This is a genomic window from Kitasatospora sp. NPDC054768 (genome assembly GCF_053612025.1).
Genome location: NZ_JBSHBN010000033.1, coordinates 25,762 through 44,744, shown reverse-complemented (window position 1 = coordinate 44,744; position 18,983 = coordinate 25,762). Strand labels below are relative to the sequence as shown.

At 75.1% G+C, this 18,983-nt stretch carries 17 protein-coding genes; 7 read left to right on the top strand and 10 right to left on the bottom strand.

The genetic code is table 11. The features are described 5' to 3' along the window. The first annotated feature begins 107 nt into the window (after positions 1 to 107). Together ACWGKU_RS13195 and ACWGKU_RS13190 are read left to right on the top strand one after the other, a co-directional pair. Positions 108 to 1,127 (top strand): zinc-binding dehydrogenase, encoded by a 1,020-nt coding sequence (locus ACWGKU_RS13195; RefSeq protein WP_452180369.1) that lies wholly within the window; start codon positions 108 to 110, stop codon positions 1,125 to 1,127. Positions 1,128 to 1,143: 16 nt separating this feature from the next. After that, the gene (locus ACWGKU_RS13190; protein WP_401056141.1) at positions 1,144 to 1,536 is read left to right on the top strand and encodes a MerR family transcriptional regulator; all 393 of its coding nucleotides are present in this window, start codon (positions 1,144 to 1,146) and stop codon (positions 1,534 to 1,536) included. 76 nt (positions 1,537 to 1,612) lie between these two features. Here the strand turns inward: ACWGKU_RS13190 and ACWGKU_RS13185 are convergent, their stop codons facing one another. From ACWGKU_RS13185 to ACWGKU_RS13165, 5 genes are all read right to left on the bottom strand, one after another. Continuing rightward, on the bottom strand, positions 1,613 to 2,818 hold the full coding sequence (locus ACWGKU_RS13185) for an MFS transporter (RefSeq protein ID WP_452179221.1): 1,206 nt from the start codon (positions 2,816 to 2,818) through the stop codon (positions 1,613 to 1,615). Between the two features lie 5 nt (positions 2,819 to 2,823). After that, positions 2,824 to 3,396 (bottom strand): GNAT family N-acetyltransferase, encoded by a 573-nt coding sequence (locus ACWGKU_RS13180; RefSeq protein ID WP_401046939.1) that lies wholly within the window; start codon positions 3,394 to 3,396, stop codon positions 2,824 to 2,826. Then, positions 3,393 to 4,562: a type III PLP-dependent enzyme gene (locus ACWGKU_RS13175; RefSeq protein WP_387688293.1), complete on the bottom strand. Its 1,170-nt coding sequence runs from the start codon at positions 4,560 to 4,562 to the stop codon at positions 3,393 to 3,395. Before ACWGKU_RS13175 ends, ACWGKU_RS13180 begins: the two co-directional genes overlap by 4 nt. 204 nt (positions 4,563 to 4,766) lie before the next feature. Beyond that, complete coding sequence (locus ACWGKU_RS13170; protein WP_452179220.1) at positions 4,767 to 6,080, bottom strand: DUF6271 family protein; 1,314 nt, start codon at positions 6,078 to 6,080, stop codon at positions 4,767 to 4,769. Further along, on the bottom strand, positions 6,062 to 7,156 hold the full coding sequence (locus tag ACWGKU_RS13165) for a phytanoyl-CoA dioxygenase family protein (RefSeq protein ID WP_452179219.1): 1,095 nt from the start codon (positions 7,154 to 7,156) through the stop codon (positions 6,062 to 6,064). The genes ACWGKU_RS13170 and ACWGKU_RS13165 overlap by 19 nt, the downstream gene beginning before the upstream one ends. A 432-nt stretch (positions 7,157 to 7,588) precedes the next feature. Here ACWGKU_RS13165 and ACWGKU_RS13160 point away from each other — a divergent pair, with 432 nt between their 5' ends. Continuing rightward, positions 7,589 to 9,544: an FUSC family protein gene (locus ACWGKU_RS13160; protein ID WP_452179218.1), complete on the top strand. Its 1,956-nt coding sequence runs from the start codon at positions 7,589 to 7,591 to the stop codon at positions 9,542 to 9,544. 112 nt (positions 9,545 to 9,656) lie between these two features. Here the strand turns inward: ACWGKU_RS13160 and ACWGKU_RS13155 are convergent, their stop codons facing one another. Then, complete coding sequence (locus tag ACWGKU_RS13155) at positions 9,657 to 11,060, bottom strand: amidase (RefSeq protein ID WP_401046927.1); 1,404 nt, start codon at positions 11,058 to 11,060, stop codon at positions 9,657 to 9,659. 308 nt (positions 11,061 to 11,368) lie between these two features. Here ACWGKU_RS13155 and ACWGKU_RS13150 point away from each other — a divergent pair, with 308 nt between their 5' ends. Continuing rightward, positions 11,369 to 12,718 carry a cytochrome P450 gene (locus ACWGKU_RS13150; protein ID WP_452179217.1) on the top strand — a complete coding sequence of 450 codons (1,350 nt, stop codon included), beginning with the start codon at positions 11,369 to 11,371 and terminating at the stop codon, positions 12,716 to 12,718. Positions 12,719 to 12,858: 140 nt separating this feature from the next. After that, positions 12,859 to 13,584: a rhomboid-like protein gene (locus ACWGKU_RS13145; RefSeq protein ID WP_380540550.1), complete on the top strand. Its 726-nt coding sequence runs from the start codon at positions 12,859 to 12,861 to the stop codon at positions 13,582 to 13,584. A gap of 120 nt (positions 13,585 to 13,704) precedes the next feature. On the opposite strand, the gene ACWGKU_RS13140 is transcribed toward ACWGKU_RS13145, so the two are convergent. Then, positions 13,705 to 14,286 (bottom strand): DUF421 domain-containing protein, encoded by a 582-nt coding sequence (locus ACWGKU_RS13140; protein ID WP_452179216.1) that lies wholly within the window; start codon positions 14,284 to 14,286, stop codon positions 13,705 to 13,707. Between the two features lie 54 nt (positions 14,287 to 14,340). Continuing rightward, positions 14,341 to 15,168, bottom strand: coding sequence for a LysR family substrate-binding domain-containing protein (locus tag ACWGKU_RS13135; protein WP_380540555.1), 828 nt, complete (start codon positions 15,166 to 15,168; stop codon positions 14,341 to 14,343). Between the two features lie 58 nt (positions 15,169 to 15,226). Here ACWGKU_RS13135 and ACWGKU_RS13130 point away from each other — a divergent pair, with 58 nt between their 5' ends. Beyond that, positions 15,227 to 15,664 carry a DUF5997 family protein gene (locus ACWGKU_RS13130; protein WP_401055053.1) on the top strand — a complete coding sequence of 146 codons (438 nt, stop codon included), beginning with the start codon at positions 15,227 to 15,229 and terminating at the stop codon, positions 15,662 to 15,664. A 96-nt stretch (positions 15,665 to 15,760) separates the two neighbouring features. Here the strand turns inward: ACWGKU_RS13130 and ACWGKU_RS13125 are convergent, their stop codons facing one another. After that, complete coding sequence (locus ACWGKU_RS13125) at positions 15,761 to 16,879, bottom strand: YncE family protein (protein WP_452191434.1); 1,119 nt, start codon at positions 16,877 to 16,879, stop codon at positions 15,761 to 15,763. A 367-nt stretch (positions 16,880 to 17,246) separates the two neighbouring features. On the opposite strand from ACWGKU_RS13125, the gene ACWGKU_RS13120 reads away from it, so the two are divergent. Continuing rightward, a complete protein-coding gene (locus tag ACWGKU_RS13120; RefSeq protein WP_452179222.1) occupies positions 17,247 to 17,951 on the top strand; it encodes a hypothetical protein in 705 nt (234 codons plus the stop codon). A 24-nt stretch (positions 17,952 to 17,975) separates the two neighbouring features. Here the strand turns inward: ACWGKU_RS13120 and ACWGKU_RS13115 are convergent, their stop codons facing one another. Continuing rightward, positions 17,976 to 18,737 carry an SDR family NAD(P)-dependent oxidoreductase gene (locus tag ACWGKU_RS13115; protein ID WP_452179214.1) on the bottom strand — a complete coding sequence of 254 codons (762 nt, stop codon included), beginning with the start codon at positions 18,735 to 18,737 and terminating at the stop codon, positions 17,976 to 17,978. Positions 18,738 to 18,983: the final 246 nt, after the last annotated feature.

The window sequence follows — 18,983 nt, the reverse complement described above, 5'->3', positions numbered from 1 at the left end:
CGCCGCCCCCGGTCGGCTTGCCCCTGACGCAGGCGTCAGGGGTTAGCGTCCGGGCGTCCCGCGGCGGCACCGGCCCGCCGCCCCCTCCTGCTCCGAGGAGCGCCACCATGGCCCTGCCCACCACCGCCCGCGTCGTCCGGCTGACCGCCGCTCCGGCCGGGCTGCCGGCCCCCGGGGACTTCACCGTCACGGAGGAGCCGCTGGCGGCGCCGGGCCCCGGGGACGTGCTCGTCCGCAACCGGGCCTTCCTGGTCTTCCCCGGCCTGCGCACGCTGATCGGCGGCGCGGGCTCCGGCCTGCCGATGCCGCACATCGCCGTGGGGGACGCGCTGTTCGGACCGGCCCTCGGTGAGGTGCTGGCCGCACCGCAGGACGGGCCGCTGCGCCCGGGCGACCTGGTCACCCATCTGCACGGCTGGCGGGACCACGCGCTCGCGCAGGCCGCGCAGTTCACCCCCGTCCCGTCGGACTTCCCGGACCCGCTCGCCCTGGTCTCCGCCGCCTCGGCCGGCTACGGCGGGCTGACCCGCTCCGCCGGGGTGCGCCCGGGCGACGTGGTGCTGGTGACCGGTGCGGCCGGCGCGGTCGGCACGGTGGCCGGGCAGGTCGCCCGGCTGCTCGGCGCCGCCCGGGTGGTCGGCACCACCCGCTCGCCCGCCAAGGCGAAGCGGCTGACCGACGAACTCGGCTACGACGCGGTGCTGGTGCCCGGCGGGCGGCCGTTCGCCGAGCAGCTGGCCGGGGCCGCGCCGGACGGCGTCGACGTCGTACTGGACCTGGTCGGCGGCGAGCAGCTCACCGCCGCCGTGGACGCGGCCCGGCGCGGCGCCCGGTTCGCCCTGGTCGGCTCGCTGGCCGGCCAGCTCGCTCCGGAGCGTCCGGGCGGCGACGGCCCGGTGGTGATCGACGGCTTCCGGGCCGTCACCCTCGGCCTGACCCTGCGCGGTTTCACCGTGCTCGACCACCCGGACCTGGAGGCCGAGTGGCGGGAGCGCCTGGCCGGCTGGCTGCGCGCCGGAGAGATCACCTTCCCCCGGACCTCGGTGGCGGGCATCTCCCGGGCCGCCGCGGCGTTGACCGGACTGTTCACCGGGGACACCTTCGGGACGACCGTCGTGGAACTCTGACGACCAGGGAGCGGGCATGCGGATCGGGGACGCGGCGGCAGCGGCGGGCACCACACCCAGGGCACTGCGCTTCTACGAACAGCGCGGCCTCCTCCCCCCGCCCGCCCGCTCCGCCTCCGGACAGCGCGAGTACGGACCGGCCGAGGTCGCCCGGGTCCGGGTGATCCGCCGACTCCTCGCCGTGGGGCTGACGGTGGACGACCTGGCCAGCCGCGCCCACCGCCTCGACCTGCTCGCCCAGGACCCGCCGGTCCGCTGCTCCGAGTCCCCCGGCCCCGACACCTTCGCCCCCGTCGTGAGCGCCAGGCTGGCCACCCTGGACGCGGAGATCGCCCGCCTCACCGCGCTGCGCGCCCGGCTCGCCCACCACGTCGCCACCGGCGGTGCGGACGTCGCGGCCGGGCGCTGACCGGGCCCGGGACCGGAACCCGCCCGGGACCTCGCGACGGGGGTGCGCGAGGTCCCGGGCGGGCGTGCGGGAGGGGTCAGCTCGGGTCGGCGGCGAGCAGAGGGTCGGCGGGGGCGGCGGAGGTGCCCTGGCCGGGCCAGCGGATCCGGGTGGCGCAGAGGGAGACGACGGCCGCCGAGGCGGCGACGGCGGCCATGCCCCAGAGCAGGCTGGTGGCACCGGCGATGAAACCGATCACGGCGGGGCCGGCCAGCAGGCCGGTGGTGCCCATGGCGGCGACCAGCGAGAGGGCGTCGGCGCCCTGCCGGGCGGCGGCGACGTAGACGCACGGGGTCACCGCGGCCACGCCGAGGCCGACGCAGGCGAAGCCGAGCAGGGTCGGGACCACGCCGCCGACCGCCAGGGCCAGGGCGAGTCCGAGGCCGGCCAGCAGGCTGCCGGTGCGCACGATCCGGCCGTCGCCGAAGCGGGTGCGCCAGCCGTCCGCGAAGATCCGGGCGCAGACCATCATCACCGAGACCACCGCGATGCCCATCGGGGTGAGCCCGGCGCCGGCGTGCACGTGGTCCTTGAGGTAGAGCGCCGACCAGTCGTTCATGGCGCCCTCGGTGACGGTGCCGAAGACCATCGCCAGGCCCATCCAGAGGGTCGCGACGGTCGGCAGCACGAAGCCGCGGCGCCGCTTCCTCTCCTCCGGTTCGGCGGCTTCGGCCGGCCGGTCCGCCAGCAGCCCCGGCCGGGCCGCCACGACCAGCACCGCGAGCAGCGCGGCGGCCACCCCGAAGTGCACCGCCGGGGTGCCGGTGACGGAGGTGACGCCCGAGGCCAGCAGGGCGGCGAGCAGCGAACCGGCGCTGAAGGTGGCGTGCAGCCGGGACATCGTGGCCCGCTCGAAGCGGGCCTCCAGCGCGGCGCCCTGGGCGTTCATCGCGACGTTCAGGCAGCCGACCGCGACGCCGTCGAAGAACAGCACCAGCAGCGTCACGGGGTAGTTCGGCACCACCGACAGGGCGAGCAGGATCACGCCGAGGGCGAGCGCGGACAGCACCGAGAGCAGGCGGGAGCCGAGCCGCCGGGTCAGCACCGCGACCAGGGGGAAGGACACCGCCGCGCCGATTCCGCAGGTCATCAGCAGCAGGCCGATCTGGGCCTCGCCCAGATCGAGCCGGGCCTTGAGTGCGGGCACCCGGGAGACCCAGGTCGCGTACTGGAATCCGAGGACGAAGAACAGGGCGCCGATGGCCACTTGGGACCGGCGGAAGTCGTCGCGAACGGGGGACATCGGTATCAGCCCACTTCGGCTCTGGAGTACGGCCCGCGGATCGCGGTGGAGTGCGGCAGCGGCCGGACCGGGACGGCGTCCAGCGGCATCGCCATGTAGACCGCCCGGGTGCCGTAGCTCTCGGGCAGGTCGATCTCGGGCCGGGCGCGGTAGCCCAGCGGAGTCCACAGCACGTGCGAACCGCGGACGGCGACCAGCGAGGCGCTCCGGTAGCCGGCCGTCCGGGCGGTGTGCTCCAGGTGCCGCAGCAGCCGCAGGGACAGGCCCCGGCCGCGCAGGTCCTCGGAGATCACCAGGTCGTGGGCGTGCATGTTGGTCGGCCGCTCGCCCGCGTCGGCCCCGTCCTCGCCGCGGCCGAGGTCCGGGCAGCGGAACAGCGGGTACGGCAGGGCGAGCAGGTAGCCGCCGAGGCCGCCCGGGTGCTCCAGCACGAAGCAGGTGTCCGGCGAGGCCCGGTGCCGGGAGCGCAGCGCCTCGCGGCCCTCGGACAGGCCGCTGGCGGCGTAGGCGCGTTCTTCCAGCGCGACCACCTCGTCCCAGTCCTCCTCCCGGAGCAGCCGGATGTGGTACTCGCTCATCTCTCTCCTCCGTCGCGGCGCCCGCCGATGCAGCTGTACGGCAGCGGCGCGAAGCCGTTGAACCCCTGGGTGGCGTAGGCGGTGGCGTACGCGCCGCAGGAGTGGATCCAGACCGGTTCGCCGGAGCCGATCGCGCGCGGGACGCGCACCAGGCCGCCCTCCTGGGCGTACGCGTCGTCGCTGTCGCAGGTCGGGCCGGCCACCACGGCGTTGACGAACTGCCCGCCCGGGTGGGTGGGGAACTCCAGCCGGTACTGGAGCTGGTCCATCTCGTACAGGCCGTTGAACTTGCCGCAGCTGAGGTAGAGCCAGTCCTCCCGGGTGCCGTCGGGGCGGTGGCGGGAGGTGAGCCGGGAGACGTGGGCGCGGATCGCGCCGTGGTCGGCGACCAGGTGCCGCCCGGGCTCCAGCAGGAACTCCAGCGGCGCGGCGTTGACGGCGCTCAGCCGCTCCATGCCCTCGCGGATCACCGCGAACATCTTGTCCAGCGGCGGGTCGAGCGGGCGTCCGCCGCGGTCGAGGACGCCGAGGGCGGGCAGGCCGCCGCCGAGGTTGATCCGGGTCGGGGTGATGCCGCGCCAGTTGAGCGCCTCCAGTACGGCGGCCAGCGACTCGACGGCGGCGCTCCAGGCCTCGGCGGTCATCTGCTGGGAGCCGACGTGCACCGACAGTCCGGACGGCACGAGCCCGGCGGTGCGGGCGGCGTCGAGCACCCGCACGGCGTCCTCGGGCGAGCAGCCGAACTTGTGGCTCAGGCCCCACAGCGCGCCCTCGCCGGTGGTCGCGATGCGGCAGAACACCCGTGCGCCGGGGGCGTGTTCGGCGATCGCCGCGACGTCCTCCAGGCTGTCGGTGGCGAAGTCCCGCACGCCCAGCCGGTGGGCCTCGGCGATGTTGCGGTCGGACTTGACGGTGTTGCCGTAGTGGATCAGTTCGGGCGGCACGCCGGTGCGCAGCGCCTGGGCGATCTCCTGCGGGCTCGCCGCGTCGAAGCCCGAGCCGAGGGCGGCGAGGTGGTCCAGCACCTCGTCCACCGGGCAGGCCTTCATCGCGAAGCGGACGGCCACGCCGGGCAGTTCGGCGCAGAGCGCGGCGTACTGGCGGCCGATGCCGTCGAGGTCGTAGATGATCCGGTCGTCGGTGGCGGCGGCGAGTGCGGCGCGCAGCGCGGTGCGGTCGTGCTCGTCGGCGCGGCGCGTCTCGGTGTGCACCGCGGAGACGGCCGGGGCGCGGTGGGCGGGCGGGTGGGCGGCGCTGTGGCCGCCGGCGCGGCCGGTGGCAAGGCTGGTGGCGTGGCCGGTGGCATGGCCGGTGGCATGGCCGGTGGCATGGCTGGTGGTCTGGCGTATCACGTGGAGTTCCCCGTCCGGCTAGCGTGGCCGCCGGTCGACGGGGGTGGCCCTGCTCGCCCGCACCAGCGGGCCCCACGCGTCGATCAGCGCTGCGAAGTCCTCGATGTCCGTCTGCGCCTCGTCGAGCAGGCGTGCCCGCAGGGGCGCCAGGTGGTCCGCGAACTCGGCGTACTTTCCGCCGAGGCGTCGGTAGCAGCGGTCGAGTTCGGCGAGCCTGCGGTGGTTCTCCGCGCGGTCCGTCGCGGCGCTGCGACGGGCGGATTCGGCGATCGGTTCGGGGCGGACGCGGTGCTGTTCGTCCAGCAGGGCGCCGCCGGCCGCCTCCATCTCGGAGTAGACCGGGTAGAGGTAGAGCATGGAGAGCAGGAACTTGGCGTAGCGCAGCTGGTAGGCGGTGAAGCCGGGGCCGGTGCGCCGTTCCGGGGTGTGGTAGTTGACGATGTGGCGGTTGTGGGTGACGCCCGGCAGGGTCGCGTCGCGCACCAGGTGGTGCAGGAAGTAGTCGCTGCCGATGGTGTCGGTGGCGGGCGGCAGCGGCACCCGTTCGTACACCTCGTGGTGGAGGCCGATGTTGCACATGTCGATGTGCCAGATGTCGGGCAGGTCGAGCACCGCGCGGTCGGCGGTGAAGGGCTCGGTGCCGCCTCCGGTGAAGGACTCGGCGACGAGTTCGCGCTTCTCCTCCTCGCTCGCGCCGGTGGGTGCCCAGAGCGCGACCACGTCGTGGTGGACCTCGGGGTCGAGTTCACGGATCTCGCCGACGTCGACGGAGAGTTCACCGACGAAGGAGGCGCCGACCAGTGCGACCGGCTTGTCCGCGTGCGCCGCGTCGAGGGTGTTCTCGGTGACGGCGGCGGCCGCGTCGGCGGCCTTCAGCCCGAGCGTGGCCAGCTCGTGTTCGATCGGGAACACCGGTTCGCCGTCGAGCAGTTGGTAGCGGCTGTCGGAGTCCCGGCGGTGCACCGACGCGCAGCCGAGGGCGGCGGCCAGCAGGAACGCCCGGTTGGTGCAGGCGCCGTAGGAGACGGCGTCGGGCAGCATCAGGCGCAGCAGCCGGTCCGGGTCGGCCGCGCCGGAGCGGTCGATCACCTCGCGCAGGAAGGCGCGCTGGGCGTCCTCGTCCAGGTGGTGGACGACCACGCCGTCGACGGCCGGCAGGCCGGCGAGGGTCCCGGCGTGCCGGGCACGGTCCGCGGGCTCGGCGGAGTCCAGCACCAGCAGGTGCACCCGGACGCCGAACCGCCGTACGGCGTGGGCGGCTTCGGCGCCGATCGCGGTGATGGTGTCCGCGCACGCGCGGTTGGTGGGCAGAGTCAGGCAGACGTCGCGCATTCCCGCTCCCCCGTGTCCCCGCATTCGTCGAACGGCTTGCCGCTCCATGACCGCAGGCCGAGCAACTTCTCCCCCAGCTCGTTGAGTTCGGCGGTTCCGTAGCGCTGCGCCTCGGGCCGGTCGGCGTCGCCGACCAGCGTGCGGTTCCAGTCCGGCGTGCCGAGCGTGCGCCAGGACTCCACCCGGGAGCGGCGCAGCTTCCCGGACTCCTCCAGCGCGGGCATCATCGACAGGTACTGCACCGCGCGCACACCGCCCGCGGAGGTGTTGGGCGCCACCCCGTGGGCGAGCAGGCCGTTCCAGATCAGCAGGTCACCGGCCTCCAACTCGGGCCGTACGACCGGGAACTCGGCGCGGTCGACGTCCGGGCGGATCGGGTCGCGGTCGGCCGGCTGGGCGGCCCGCCACTCGTCGAAGCGGCGGAACAGCTCCGGGTCGCACTGGAAGCCGCCGTGGTCGGGGGCGGTGTCGTTGAGCGCGATGATGCCCTGGACGCGCTGCGGCAGCATGTCCCGGGTGGTGTCGACGTCCCAGTGCAGCTCGATGTCGAAGCCGCGGTCGGTGGGCTCGATCAGCGCGCGGTCGCGGTTGCGGACGTTCGGCGGGTTGAGGTTGAGCCGGTCGAGGGTGACCCAGAGCTCCTCGCAGTCCCACACGTCCACGAAGGCGTCGTAGACGCGCTGCGACTGGCGGCTGTCCCAGATGAGCTGGTGGTGGTAGGCCTCGACGAAGCCGTAGACGTGCAGGTGCCGGTCGAGTTCGTCGCGGTACTCGCGCTCGCGGTACCAGTCCTCGGGGCGGTCCGGCGACAGGCCCTGGAACTCCCAGGCGAAGTCGAGCAGTCGGCGCGCGGCCCCGGCCGGGATCGCCTGCTTCACCACCACGTAGCCGTAGGTCCGCCAGAACGCGTGGTCCTCCTCCGAGAGCACCCGCAGCGGGTGCTTCTTGCGGATCTCGCGCAGCGCGGTCGGGGCGAGGTAGCTCTCGGTGTCGGCACTGAAGTAGGGGCGCTGCGAGGCGGCCCGGTACAGGTATTCCCCGTCGGGTCCGTCGGGGTGTTCGGCAGGGCTCGGCATGGGCAGTCACTCCATGGTTCGTAGTCGACGCAGCGCTTCCTCGCGGGCTCGATGCGGGCACGGCGAGTCGACGGCCGGCCACCGGCCGCAACAGGAATTCGAGTCCGACCCGGAGGGCCGTCCGTCTACGGTCCTTCTCGCCTCGGCCCACGGGCGCGGAACAGCGCCACGTCAGGGGGCCAACTCTCCCGCCCGGCAAGGCACCTCACCCCGCATCAGCCTTTGCCGAACCGCGCTCCCCATACGTTGGACTAGACCAACTAATGGTGTCAACCCTTTCCTGCGGGTTACCGATTGGGAAATCAACGCAGCTCACGACGCCTCTCGGGGTTCGCTTTATGTTTCGGAGACTGACATAAGAGCGGGTATGTTTCTGGAATTGACATATTCGCGCGCACGGTGAACCGGTCGGGCCGGCCGTACGTTGGGCTCATGGCACCCGCGCTGACGGCTCCCCCGTGGCTGACCGAGGGTCTGCGGCCCCGGGCCGCGCCCGTCCCCTGGGCCGCGGTCGCCCGCGCGTCCGTCGCCCTCGCCGCCCCGCTCGCGGTGGGCACCGCCACCGGACGGCCCGCCTACGGAGCGCTGGTGTCGATGGGCGCGCTGTCCGGAGTCATCGGGGACACCGCCGACGCGTACCGGATGCGGGTCTACAACATCGCCGTGCCCCAGCTGTTCGGCGCCCTGGGGATGCTGCTCGGCACCCTGGTGTTCGGCGCCGGCTGGACGGCCGTCGCGACGGTGACCGTCGTCGCGCTGGTCTCCGGCATGATCTCCTCGATCGGCGCCGTCGCCTCCGTCTCCGGACTGCTCCTGCTGCTCAACGCGGTCGTCGGGGCCGGGCTGCCACTGCCCTCCCCCTGGTGGCTGCCGCCCGCCCTGCTGCTGCTCGGCGGCCTGGTGGTGCTCGCCCTGACCCTGCTCGCCTGGCCACTGCGCGTGGGCGTCCCCGAACGGGCGGTGGTGGCCGGCACCTACCGGGCGGTCGCCGACCTGTTGGAGGCCGCCGGCACTCCGGAGTACGACGGACGCCGCCGCGAACTCACCCGGTCGCTCAACCAGTCCTACGACCTGCTGCTCGCCCGCCGGGCCCGCCGGCACGGCCGCTCACCCACCCTGGTGCGGCTGCTCGCCCAGCTCAACGCGGTGATCCCGGTGGTCGAGGCGGCCTCGGCGGCCCAGCTGCGCCCGCCCGAGTTCGGCCCGCTGGCCGCCGGCTACCCGGCCGCCGTGCGCGCGCTGGCCGACGCCGTCGAGCAGAACCGCACCGGCCCGCCCCCGCCGCTCGGCCTGCCGGTCCCGGCCGGCCCGTCCACCCGCGCGCTGGTCCAGGCGATCGGGCACGCCGCCGTCGTCGTGCACGAGGCCGCACCCGACCCGTACGCCACCGGCGACCGGCTGGGCCGCCCCGCCGGGATCGAGGTCAGGGCCCGGCGGGCGACCAGGGCACTGCTGCTGTCCGGCGCGTCCTGGCGGTACGGGCTGCGGCTGGCACTGTGCATCGGGCTGGCACAGGTGCTGGTCTCGGTGATCGCGGTGCCCCGCTCGTACTGGGTGACGCTGACCGTGACCTTCGTGATGAAGCCCGACTTCGGCTCGGTGTTCTCCCGCGCGGTGCTGCGCGCGCTCGGCACCGCCGCCGGGCTGCTGATCGCCGTCCCGGTCCTGGCCGAGGTGCCGCACGGCTGGTGGGACGTCCCGGTGATGGCGGCACTGGCGGCCCTGATCCCGGCCCTGTCCGCCAAGGGGTACGCCTTCCAGACCGCGGCCATCACCCCGGTGATCCTGCTGCTCTCCGACCTGCTCAACCACCAGGGCTTCCACCTGGTGCCGCCCCGGCTCTACGACTCGCTGATCGGCTGCGGCATCGCGCTGCTGGTCGGCTACCTGCTGTGGCCGGACTCCTGGCACACCCGGATCGGCGACCGGCTCGCCGACGCCGTCCAGGACACCGCCTCGTACGTGTCGCTGGCCCTCGCCACCGCGCCCGGACGGGACGAACCGGCCCGCGCCCGCTACCGGCGCCGCCTCTACCGGGACCTGTCCACCGTGCGCAGCGAGTTCCAGCGGGCGCTCACCGAGCCGCCGCCGGTCGGCACCCGGGCGGAGGCCTATTGGCCGGTGGTGATCGCGGTCGAGCGGATCGTGGACACCACCACCGCCACCCGGGTGCGGATCGAGCACGGCGCTCCGGTGCCGACCGCCGCCGAGGTCGCCACCGTCACCCGGGAGCTGACCGGCCTCGCCGAGGCGCTGCGCACCGGCGGGCCGCCGCCGGGGGCGGAGCCGGACGCGCTGGCACCGGACTGCGCGCTGGCCCGGCTCCACCACGAGGTGCGCGCCGCCCGGTCGGTGGTCGCGCCGATGCCCCGAACCCCCGCGCCCTGAGCGCGCGCGGCCGGTCCCGGACCCTCGGCGTTCGGTCCCGGACCCTCGACGTTCGATCCCCGACCCGCGGGTTCGGTCCCGGGTCCGCCGGGTGCGCCCCACCCCGCCGGGTTCAGTCCTGGATCCGCCGCCAGGGCCGGTCCGCCTCCAGCGCGAAGGCCAGCTCCAGCAGCAGCCGCTCCTGCCCGTGCGCCGCCGACAGGTGCACCCCGACCGGGAGCCCGCCCGGCTCGGAGCCCGCCGGCAGCGCGATGCCCGGGCCGCCGGTCACGTTGTTGACCGGGGTGAAGGCGACGTAGCGCATCAGCCGGTCCATCAGCTCGTCGAAGTCCACGTTCGGGCTCAGGTACCCGATCGGCGGGGCGGTGTGGGCGAGCACCGGGGAGAGGATCACGTCGTGGTCGCGGAAGATCCGCGCGTACACGCCCTCGGCCCGGCGCAGCCGCCGCAGCACGCCGGGGGTCTGCGGGAACTCCGCCTGGAACCGGCGGCGCAGTCCGGTGGTCAGGCCGTCCAGCTTCCCGGCCCGGAAGCTCGGGTCGATCAGCAGCCGGCCGGTGGCGGCGATGGCCCAGGCGATGTAGCCCCAGTAGCTGACGAAGTCGCGGGAGAACTCCTCGCCGAAGGGCAGTGCGGTCGGCTCGACCAGGTGGCCCATCGCCTCCAGCCGGGCGGCGGTCTCCTCGACCACCTGCCGGGTCGGCCCGTCGGTCTTGGCGATCGGCGAGTCCACCACCAGGCCGATCCGCAGCCGCCGATCGCCCGGCCCCTCGACCAGGCCGAGCGGGGGCAGCCCGGGGTTGCCGCGGTGCCGCTCGGCGGCGGCGAAGAAGGCGGCGGTGTCGCGCACCGAGCGGGTCAGCACGCCGTCGGTGACCAGGTCGATCGGCAGTTTGCCGCTCTGGGCGTTGGTGACCAGTCGGCCCCGGGTGGGCTTGAGCCCGACCAGCCCGCAGCAGGCCGCCGGGATGCGGATCGAGCCGCCGCCGTCGTTGGCGTGCGCGATCGGCACCACGCCGGCGGCCACCAGGGCCGCCGCGCCGCCCGAGGACGCGCCGGGCGAGTGCGAGGGCTTCCAGGGGTTGCGCACCGGCTGGGCGGTGGCGAACTCGGTGGAGGCGTTGAGGCCGAACTCGGGCAGTCTGGTCTTGCCGAGGACGGCCAGGCCGGTGGAGAGGAACTGGTCGGTGAAGCGCGCGTTGCGGCGGGCCGGGCGGGCGCGGTAGGCCTCGCTGCCCATCGCGGTCGGCAGGCCGCGCAGGTCCACGTTGTCCTTGAGGTAGGTCGGTACGCCCCAGAGCGGACCGCCGATCCCCTCCCGGCTGATCCGCGGTTTGTCGTACGAAGCATGGGCGACGGGCAGCAGCGTGCCGTCCACCCGCGCGGCCCGGTCGGCGGCCGCGCCGACCAGTTCCCTCGGGTTGACCGCGCCGGCCCGGACCAGCGCGGCGAGCGCCACCGCGTCGTGGGCGCCCAGGGCGTCGTCGGCGAACGCGTGGACCCGCTCGTCGGTCATCCGAACTCCCCACTCCCTGCCGGACGTTCCACCGTCCGGCGATCGCACCGGTTGGTCGTACCTGCCCGGCTCTACTGACCGGTAATCTCGCAGGGCTTCGAGTGTAGGCACGACCGGCGGCCGTCGCCCGACCGGGGTCGACACCGACGGGTAAACGCTCCCTCAAATCTTCGAGGGCGCACGACCGTTCGGCTCGCGCCCCCGCGTTCACCCCGTCCGCCCGTCCACGATCGTTTCGCCGCACGCCGCCGGGAAAGATCACGTTCGCGATTCGTCCCGGTCCTCCCGCCCCAACCAAGGTGACGCCCGTGCCGACCCCCTTCTTCCCGACCACCCGGTTCACCGCGGCCACCGCCCCCGGCGGCCTCCCGCTGCTCGGCCACGCCCCCGCCCTCCTCCACCGCCCGCACGAGTTCGTCGCCGGCCTACCCGCCCACGGCGACCTCGTCCGGCTGCGGCTCGGCCCGCTCCACGCGTACGTGGTCTGCCACCCCGAGCTGGTCCGCCGGCTGCTCGCCGACGACCGCACCTTCGACAAGGGCGGGCCCCTCCTCGACAAGGCCCGGGAGGTCCTCGGCAACGGCCTCGCGACCTGCCCCGCCGCCGCCCACCGGCGCCAGCGCCGCATGCTGCAGCCCGCGTTCCACCGCGACCGGCTGCCCGGCTACGCCGCGCTGATGGCCGAGGAGATCGGCGGCGCCACCGCCCGCTGGCGCGACGGCGACGTGATCGACGTCCCCACCGCGATGCACCGCCTCTCCACCGCCGTCACCGCCCGCTGCCTGTTCGCCGCGCACGAGCGGGCCGGCACCCTGCCGGTGCGCCGGTCCATGGACGCCGTCACCCGCGGCGTCGGCCGTCGGGTGATGCTGCCGCTGCCCGGCGCCGACCGCCTCCCCACCCCCGGCAACCGCCGCTTCCGCCGCGCCCGGCAGGACCTGCGGGAGATCACCCGGCGGCTGATCGCCGACCACCGCGCCACCGGCACCGACCGGCACGACCTGCTCTCCACGCTGCTCGACGCGACGGACGAGGACGGCCGGGGCCTGACCGACGCCGAGGTCCACGAGCAGGTGGTCACCTTCCTGCTGGCCGGCACGGAGACCACCGCCGCCACCCTCTCCTGGGCCTGGACGCTGCTCGCCGCCAACCCGGCCGTCCGGATGCGGCTGCACGCCGAACTCGACACCGTCCTGGACGGCCGGCCCGCCCGCCACGAGGACCTGCCCGCCCTGCCGCTCACCGCCCGGATCGTCAGCGAGACCCTGCGGCTCTACCCGCCGCCCTGGATCCTCAGCCGCACCGCCACCGCCGACACCGAGCTCGGCGGCCACCGCGTCCCGGCCGGCGCCACCCTGCTCTACAGCCCCTACCTGCTGCACCGCCGGGCCGACCTCTTCCCCCGCCCCGACCGCTTCGACCCCGACCGCTGGCTCACCACCGCCCGCCCCGCACCCGGCACCTACGCGCCTTTCGGCCTCGGCGCCCGTCGCTGCATCGGCGACGTCTTCGGCACCACCGAGGCCGTCCTCGCCATCGCCACCATCGCCGCCCGCTGGACCATCGCCCCCACCCCCGGCCGGCCCGTCCGCCCCACCCGCGGCTCCTCCCTCACGCCCCGGCCCTTCACCGCGACACTCACCCGCCGGGTCCGCTGACCGGACGGCGACCGGGCTCCGACGCCGTCCGCGCCGGGTCCGCCGACCGGATCCCGACCCGGCTTCGGTACTGTCCCGGCGTGGCCGGCCGCACGGGCGCCGGCCGGAACCACTCCGCTCGACCGGGACGCCACCAGACCATGAACGCTCGAACCCCCTCGGGGCTCCTGACCGGGCTGCTGCGCGCCGCCCGGACGTACCCGCGCCGCTCGCCGCTGACCTTCGGCTACGTCGTCCTGCTCCTGCTCGGGCACGTCTGGGTCGAGAACCTGCTCGCCGCGGACCGCGCGGACGCGCTGCGCGACCACATCAGCACCAACCTCGACAACCTGCACGACCACCCGGTCGGTGCCCTGCTCGGCAGCGCGCTGCTCTTCGACGGCACCCTCACCGAGATCCTCTCCACCGGCTTCGGCAGCACCCTGATCACCCTGGGCCTCGGCGTCTGCTGCTGCCTCGCCTGGACCGAGCGCCGCTTCGGCGGCCTGCGCGCCGCCGCCGTGTTCCTCGGCGGGCACATCGGCGCCACCCTGATCACCGCCGCGGTGATCCTGCTCGCCCTGCGCCACGGCTGGTACCCGGAGAGCGTCCGCGGGGCCTCGGACTACGGCATCAGCTACGGCGCCCAGACCGTCCTCGCCCTCGCCACCCTCGCCGTGCCCCGTTGGGCCCGGCTGCCCTGGGCCGCCTTCGTCGTCGCCTGGCCGCTCTCCGGCGGCGACTGGCCCGGCCCCCTCCCGGGCTTCACCACCGTCGGGCACCTCCTCGCCGCCGCCCTCGGCTTCGCCCTGGCCGCCGCCGTGGCCCTCGGCGCCTCGCGCCGCCGGCGTGCCGGGGCCGAGCGGCCGGCCGACGTCCACCCGTGACCGGCCCCCGGCTCTCCAGGGCCTCCCGGTTCCAGGGCCTGTCGGTTCCGGGGCCTGTCGGTTCCAGGGCCTGTCGGGGCGGGGGCCTGTCGGGGCGGGGGCCGGAGGCCCGGGCGGCGGTCAGCCGGGCGGGCGCCGGTCGGCGGCGATGGCGGTGAGCAGCCGCTCGATCTCCTCCAGCCGGCGCCGCAGGTCCTCGACGTCGCTCCGGGTGGCGCTCTGCTCGCCCGCCTTGAGGGAGACCAGCAGCTGTCCGTCCGGCTCCAGCCGGGCCCGGGCGACGTCGCCGACCTTGTCGCCGTTCTGGATCCGGATGGCGTGCTCCAGCTCGGACGGGCGCAGCGCCAGGCTGTGCAGCGCGCCGGCGACCAGCTTGCCGTCCTTCACCACGGTGGTGGGCCGGCCCTCCAGGATCCGGGTGGCCCTCGGGTCGCGCGCGAGCCAGCGGGTGACGGCGGCGTTCACCGCGATCAGGGTCACCGCCCCGATCGCGCCGCCGAGCAGGCTGTTGTCATTGCCGATGATGGCGTTCTGCACCACGTTGGAGAGCAGGAAGACCACCACCATGTCGAAGGTGTTCAGCCCCGCCAGCCCGCGCTTCCCGGCGAGCCGGAACAGCACCAGGATCAGCACGTAGACGGCGATCGTGCGGAGGACCTTCTCCACGATCGGAATCTGGACGGCCATCAGGTCGTGCCACACTGCCCCGCTCCTCCCGCCTCGACCGCTGCGAACGGGGCAGACGCTACGCCACGGTCACCGCTTGGGCCTGCCGCGCCGGGCCGCCGCGCCCCGCCCGCCGGCCTTGGCTCCCCCGGCCTTCGGCGCCCCGGCCCGCTGCCCGCCGGACTTCTGGCCGCCCGCCTTCTGCGCACCGCTCTTCTGCCCGCCGGCCCGCTGCGGCTGCGGCTTGCCCCGGCCCGCCGCCGCCTTCTTCGGCTGCGCCTCCGGAGCCGCCTGCCCGGCCCCGCGGCCGCGCGAGCTGTTGACCGTGCGGCCGCGGACGATCCCGATGAACTCCTCCACCAGGTCCGTCGTCCGCTCCTGCGGCCAGGACAGCGCCACCTGGGACTGCGGCACGTCCGCCACCGGCCGGAAGGTGAGGTCCCGGCGGTGGTGCAGCCGGGCCAGGGACTGCGGCACCAGGAGCACGCCGACGTTCGCCGCGACCAGCTCGACCGCGTCCGCGGTGCTGTCCGGACGGGCTACGGCGGGGCGCCCCGGCAGGGTGTCGGCGGTGAGGCCCAGGGTGTCGTCGAGCGGGTGGAAGACCACCTCATCGGCCAGGTCCGCCACCGAGGCCTCCTCGGCGGCGGCGAGCCAGTGGTCCTTGGGGAAGACCACGACGGTGGTCTCGGTGTAGAGCGGGATCGCGCTCAGCACGTCCTTGTCGACCGGCAGCCGGACCAGCCCGGCGTCCGCGCCGCCCTCGCGGAGGGTCCGCTCGGCGTCGCCGGACGCGACCGCGAGGAGGTCCAGCGGCACGTCCGGGAGCCGCTCCTCCCAGACCCGGACCCATTTGCCGGGGGTCACGCCCGGGACGTACACGAGTCGGAAGGTCGGGTTCACCTGCATGTCTGTCACAGGGCAAGGCTACCGACCGTGACCGGGAGCGCCCGCGCACTCCCTTACCCTTGTCACCATGACATCGCTCAAGCAGAAGACCAGCCAGACCATGAAGCCGGCCACGGCGGCCAAGAAGCTGGGGATCTACCTCGACGCCGCGCCGACCGACTTCCAGGAGGGCGTGGTCTCCCGCGAGGAGCTGAACGCGCTGCAGGCCGAGCCGCCGCAGTGGCTCCAGGACCTGCGCAAGAACGGCCCGCACCCCCGCCCGGTGGTCGCCGCCCGGCTCGGCATCTCGATCTCCGGCCTGGCCCGGGGCGGCGTGACCGAGGCGCTGACCACCGAGCAGATCGAGGCCCTCCGGGCCGAGAACCCGCTCTGGCTCCAGCACGAGCGCGCCAACCAGGTGGACCTCCGCAAGGAGACCGCCCGGATCAAGGAGAAGCACGAGAAGGAGGCCGCCGCGGCCGCCGCGGCCGCCGCCAAGGAGGCGAAGGCCGCCCAGGCCCGCTGACCCGCCCTCCCCGGGCCCGGCACGGCGGCGCTCCGGCGCCGGCTGCCGGGCCCGTTCTCGTCGGGCGCCGCTCGGCGGGCGCCGCTCGGCGGGTCCCTAGAAGCGGACGGTCCGCAGGACGGAGTCCCCGCCCTTGAGCCCGGCCAGGTAGAGGGTGCGGCCGTCCGCGCCGAGCTGGACCTGGACGACGGAGTCCAGGCCGAAGCCGGTGACGGTCTCGCCGGGAACGGCCGCGCCGGTCGCGGGGTCGTACGACAGCAGTGCGGCCTGCGGGGTCCTCGCGCCGGTGAACACGTGGACCCGGCCGGAGTCCGGGCTCGTCCCGAGCAGCTGGGGGCCGTCGGCGAAGGCCCCGAGGCCGAAGGCGGACCGGAAGGTGTTCGTCTCCGGGTCCAGGATGTCGGCGGTGACGGTGCCGTAGTCGCGGTAGCCGCTCGCGTAGACGGTGCGGCCGTCGGCGGCGAGCACGATCTCCTCGGCGGAGCCGAAGTCCGCCACCGGATCGATGACCTCCGGGGCGGCGCCCCCGACGTCCAGGTGGTAGAGGTTGTCCGCGGTGCCGACCCAGGCGTCGGTGGCGTCGGGGCCGAGCACCACCCGGCCGACGGTGTAGCCGGTGAGGGTCACGCCGCCGGTGAAGGTCCGGGTGGCGGGGTCGTAGGCGAGGACGCGGCCGGCCCGGCTGCCCAGGCGCACGCCCCAGGGGCCGTACTGGGACAGGTACACCCGGGTTCCGTCCGGGCTGACGGTCACCCCGTTCAGCGCGCCCTTGGTCATGGCCCCGGGGCGGGGCTGGTCGGGCGTGGCGACCCGGGCGAGCTGCTGTCCGGTCGCGGCGTCGAAGGTCAGCAGGTCCCAGTCGACGGTCACGTAGACCCGGCTGCCGTCCGGGCTGACGGTCGGACGGCCGACGCTGTCGAAGCCGGTGACGGTGAGCAGGTCGGTGCTCGCCCCGGTACGGGTGTCGATGCTGCGGACGACCCGGGCCGAGTGGCCGGGGTCGACGGCGTGGCCGACCACCGCGTAGACGCGGCTGCCGTCCGGGACGACGGCGAACGACTCGGCCGTGCCGCCGAACGCCAGGGTGTCCGCCGTCGGGACGGCCCGGGCCGCGCTGACCGGCGGGCCCTCGGGCGCCGCGGCCGCGGTCTCCGTCCCGGTCAGCAGCAGCGCCCCTGCCGCCGCCACCGCTCCAAGCCAACGTGCTTTGCGCACAAGCCTGTTCATGCTTCCCCTCCCGCCGGTCGGATCGCGGCCCTGCCGCGCCCGCGTCAGGCTACGACACGGCCCGCGGACGGCGAAGCGGTTCGGTCGCACTCTGCCCGGCTCCGTCCGGACACAGCCCCTTCACGGCATCGACAGAACCGGAACCGGCCATCGGCGGCGGCCGGATCCACCTCCGCCGCGGAAACGGTTCCGCACGCCCTGCGAAGGCTTCCCGCGCCGCACGTGGCGTCACCCCAACGGCCCCGCGGACACGGTAGGGTCCGCTGGCGCGGCACCGGCCCGTCCGGCGGCCGCCGCCCACGCCCACCCCCGAGGGAGGAACCCCGTGCCGGCTCCCGCCCGCCGCGCCCCGGCCATGGCCGCGGCCGTCCTGCTCGCCGCCGCAGCCGCAGGCTGCTCGCCCGGCGGCGACCACGCCGCCAAGGGGGCCAGGTCCGCCTCCGCCTCCGCCCCGGCCGCTGCGGGTGATGCCGCGGCGGCCGCCCCGCCCCTGGCCGCCGCGATCGTCACCGGCCCCGGCCCGAAGGCGAGTTACGACGTCCAGCCGCAGCCCGCGCCGGGCAGCTGCCACTACCGCTACACCGCGGACAAGCAGCCGCTGCCCGACGCCTCCTGCACCCCGGGCGCGATCAGCCCGGCGGTGAACCAGGGCAACCTCAAGGACACCATCTGCAAGCAGGGCGGCTACACCTCGACCATCCGCCCGCCGTCGAACATCACGGGCAAGGAGAAGGCCGAGAACGCCAAGTCCTACGGCTACGACGGCCCGATGGGCGACGCCGAGTACGACCACCTGATCAGCCTCCAACTCGGCGGCGACCCCAACGACCCGCGCAACCTGTGGGTCCAGCCGCCCTCCCCCGGCCACGTCCCCGGCAAGGGCCCGAACAACCCCAAGGACTCGGTGGAGACCCACCTCCACACCGCGATCTGCAAGGGCCAGGTCACCCTGGCCGCCGCCCAGCAGGCGATCGCCACCGACTGGACGACCGCCGAGGCCAAGCTCGCCCTCCGCGCCGCATCCAGCCCGGCCTCCGAGCCCGACGCCGACGGGGACTGACCGGCCGCTCCCCGAGGCTCGGACTCAACGTCCCAGCACCGCACCGCCGTTGAGTCCGATCACCTGACCGGTCAGGTACCCGGCGGCCGGGGAGGCGAGGTAGGCGACCGCCTCGGCCACATCGGCCGGGGTGCCCGCCCGACCGACCAGGGTGTCCGCGACCTTCCGGGCGTGGAACTCCTCGCTCCAGCCGGCCCCGAAGATCTCGGTGTCCTCGATGTAACCGGGCGCGAGCACGTTCACCGTGATCCCGTCCGGCCCCAACTGCCGGGCCAGACCGAACGCCCAGCCGTGCAGCGCGGCCTTGGCGGCGGCGTACGAGCCCGCCGAGTGCGGGCCCGCGCCACCGCGCTGGGCCGCGGCCGAACTGACCACCACCAGCCGGCCGCCGGGACGGCGCAGCCCGCCCTGGAGCGCGGTGGTCAGCAGCACGGCGGTGAGCAGGTTGCCGTCCAGGTCCCGCCGCCAGGAAGCGGCCAGCGCGCCCAGACTGCCGTCGGCCGGCGGGGTGACGATCGCGCCCGCGTTGTTCACCAGCACGTCCACCGGCCCGAGTCCGGTGATCCGGGCCGCCGCCGCCTCGACCGCCGCCGGGTCGGTCAGATCGGCCGCGACCGGCACGACCCGCCCCGGACCGGCGGTCCGCTCGATCTCCTCCCGGGCCTGCTCCAGCACGGCCGGCCTGCGGCCCAGGATCACCACCCGGTGCCCGTCCCCGGCCAACCGCGCCGCGATCGCCCGGCCTATCCCGGTACCGCCACCGGACACCACTGCGAGCCGATCCACCGTCGTCACTTCGTCCCCCGCTCGTCAACCGGCCGCACGCCGGTCGCGCCGACCCCGGATCGGGCCGCACGCCCCCATCGTGGCAGCCCCGCCCCTTGGCCCCCACGCCGCACCCCGGCACCGTGGCCGGGGACGCTCGTCGCTCATCCCCTGGCGCCGGGGCCCCGATCGGCTCGCTCCTCCCCTGAGGTCCGTTCCCGAAGGCCCCTCAACCCCTCGAACGCCCGCCCTGCCGATGCCGCCGCC

Bases quoted from the DNA above. Each gene is read 5' to 3' on its own strand.
- ACWGKU_RS13155 (WP_401046927.1), bottom strand. From the start codon at position 11,060: ATGACCGACGAGCGGGTCCACGCGTTCGCCGACGACGCCCTGGGCGCC.
- ACWGKU_RS13160 (WP_452179218.1), top strand. From the start codon at position 7,589: ATGGCACCCGCGCTGACGGCTCCCCCGTGGCTGACCGAGGGTCTGCGG.
- ACWGKU_RS13180 (WP_401046939.1), bottom strand. From the start codon at position 3,396: ATGAGCGAGTACCACATCCGGCTGCTCCGGGAGGAGGACTGGGACGAG.
- ACWGKU_RS13185 (WP_452179221.1), bottom strand. From the start codon at position 2,818: ATGTCCCCCGTTCGCGACGACTTCCGCCGGTCCCAAGTGGCCATCGGC.
- ACWGKU_RS13120 (WP_452179222.1), top strand. From the start codon at position 17,247: ATGGCCGCGGCCGTCCTGCTCGCCGCCGCAGCCGCAGGCTGCTCGCCC.
- ACWGKU_RS13145 (WP_380540550.1), top strand. From the start codon at position 12,859: ATGAACGCTCGAACCCCCTCGGGGCTCCTGACCGGGCTGCTGCGCGCC.
- ACWGKU_RS13190 (WP_401056141.1), top strand. From the start codon at position 1,144: ATGCGGATCGGGGACGCGGCGGCAGCGGCGGGCACCACACCCAGGGCA.
- ACWGKU_RS13130 (WP_401055053.1), top strand. From the start codon at position 15,227: ATGACATCGCTCAAGCAGAAGACCAGCCAGACCATGAAGCCGGCCACG.
- ACWGKU_RS13170 (WP_452179220.1), bottom strand. From the start codon at position 6,080: ATGCGCGACGTCTGCCTGACTCTGCCCACCAACCGCGCGTGCGCGGAC.
- ACWGKU_RS13165 (WP_452179219.1), bottom strand. From the start codon at position 7,156: ATGCCGAGCCCTGCCGAACACCCCGACGGACCCGACGGGGAATACCTG.
- ACWGKU_RS13195 (WP_452180369.1), top strand. From the start codon at position 108: ATGGCCCTGCCCACCACCGCCCGCGTCGTCCGGCTGACCGCCGCTCCG.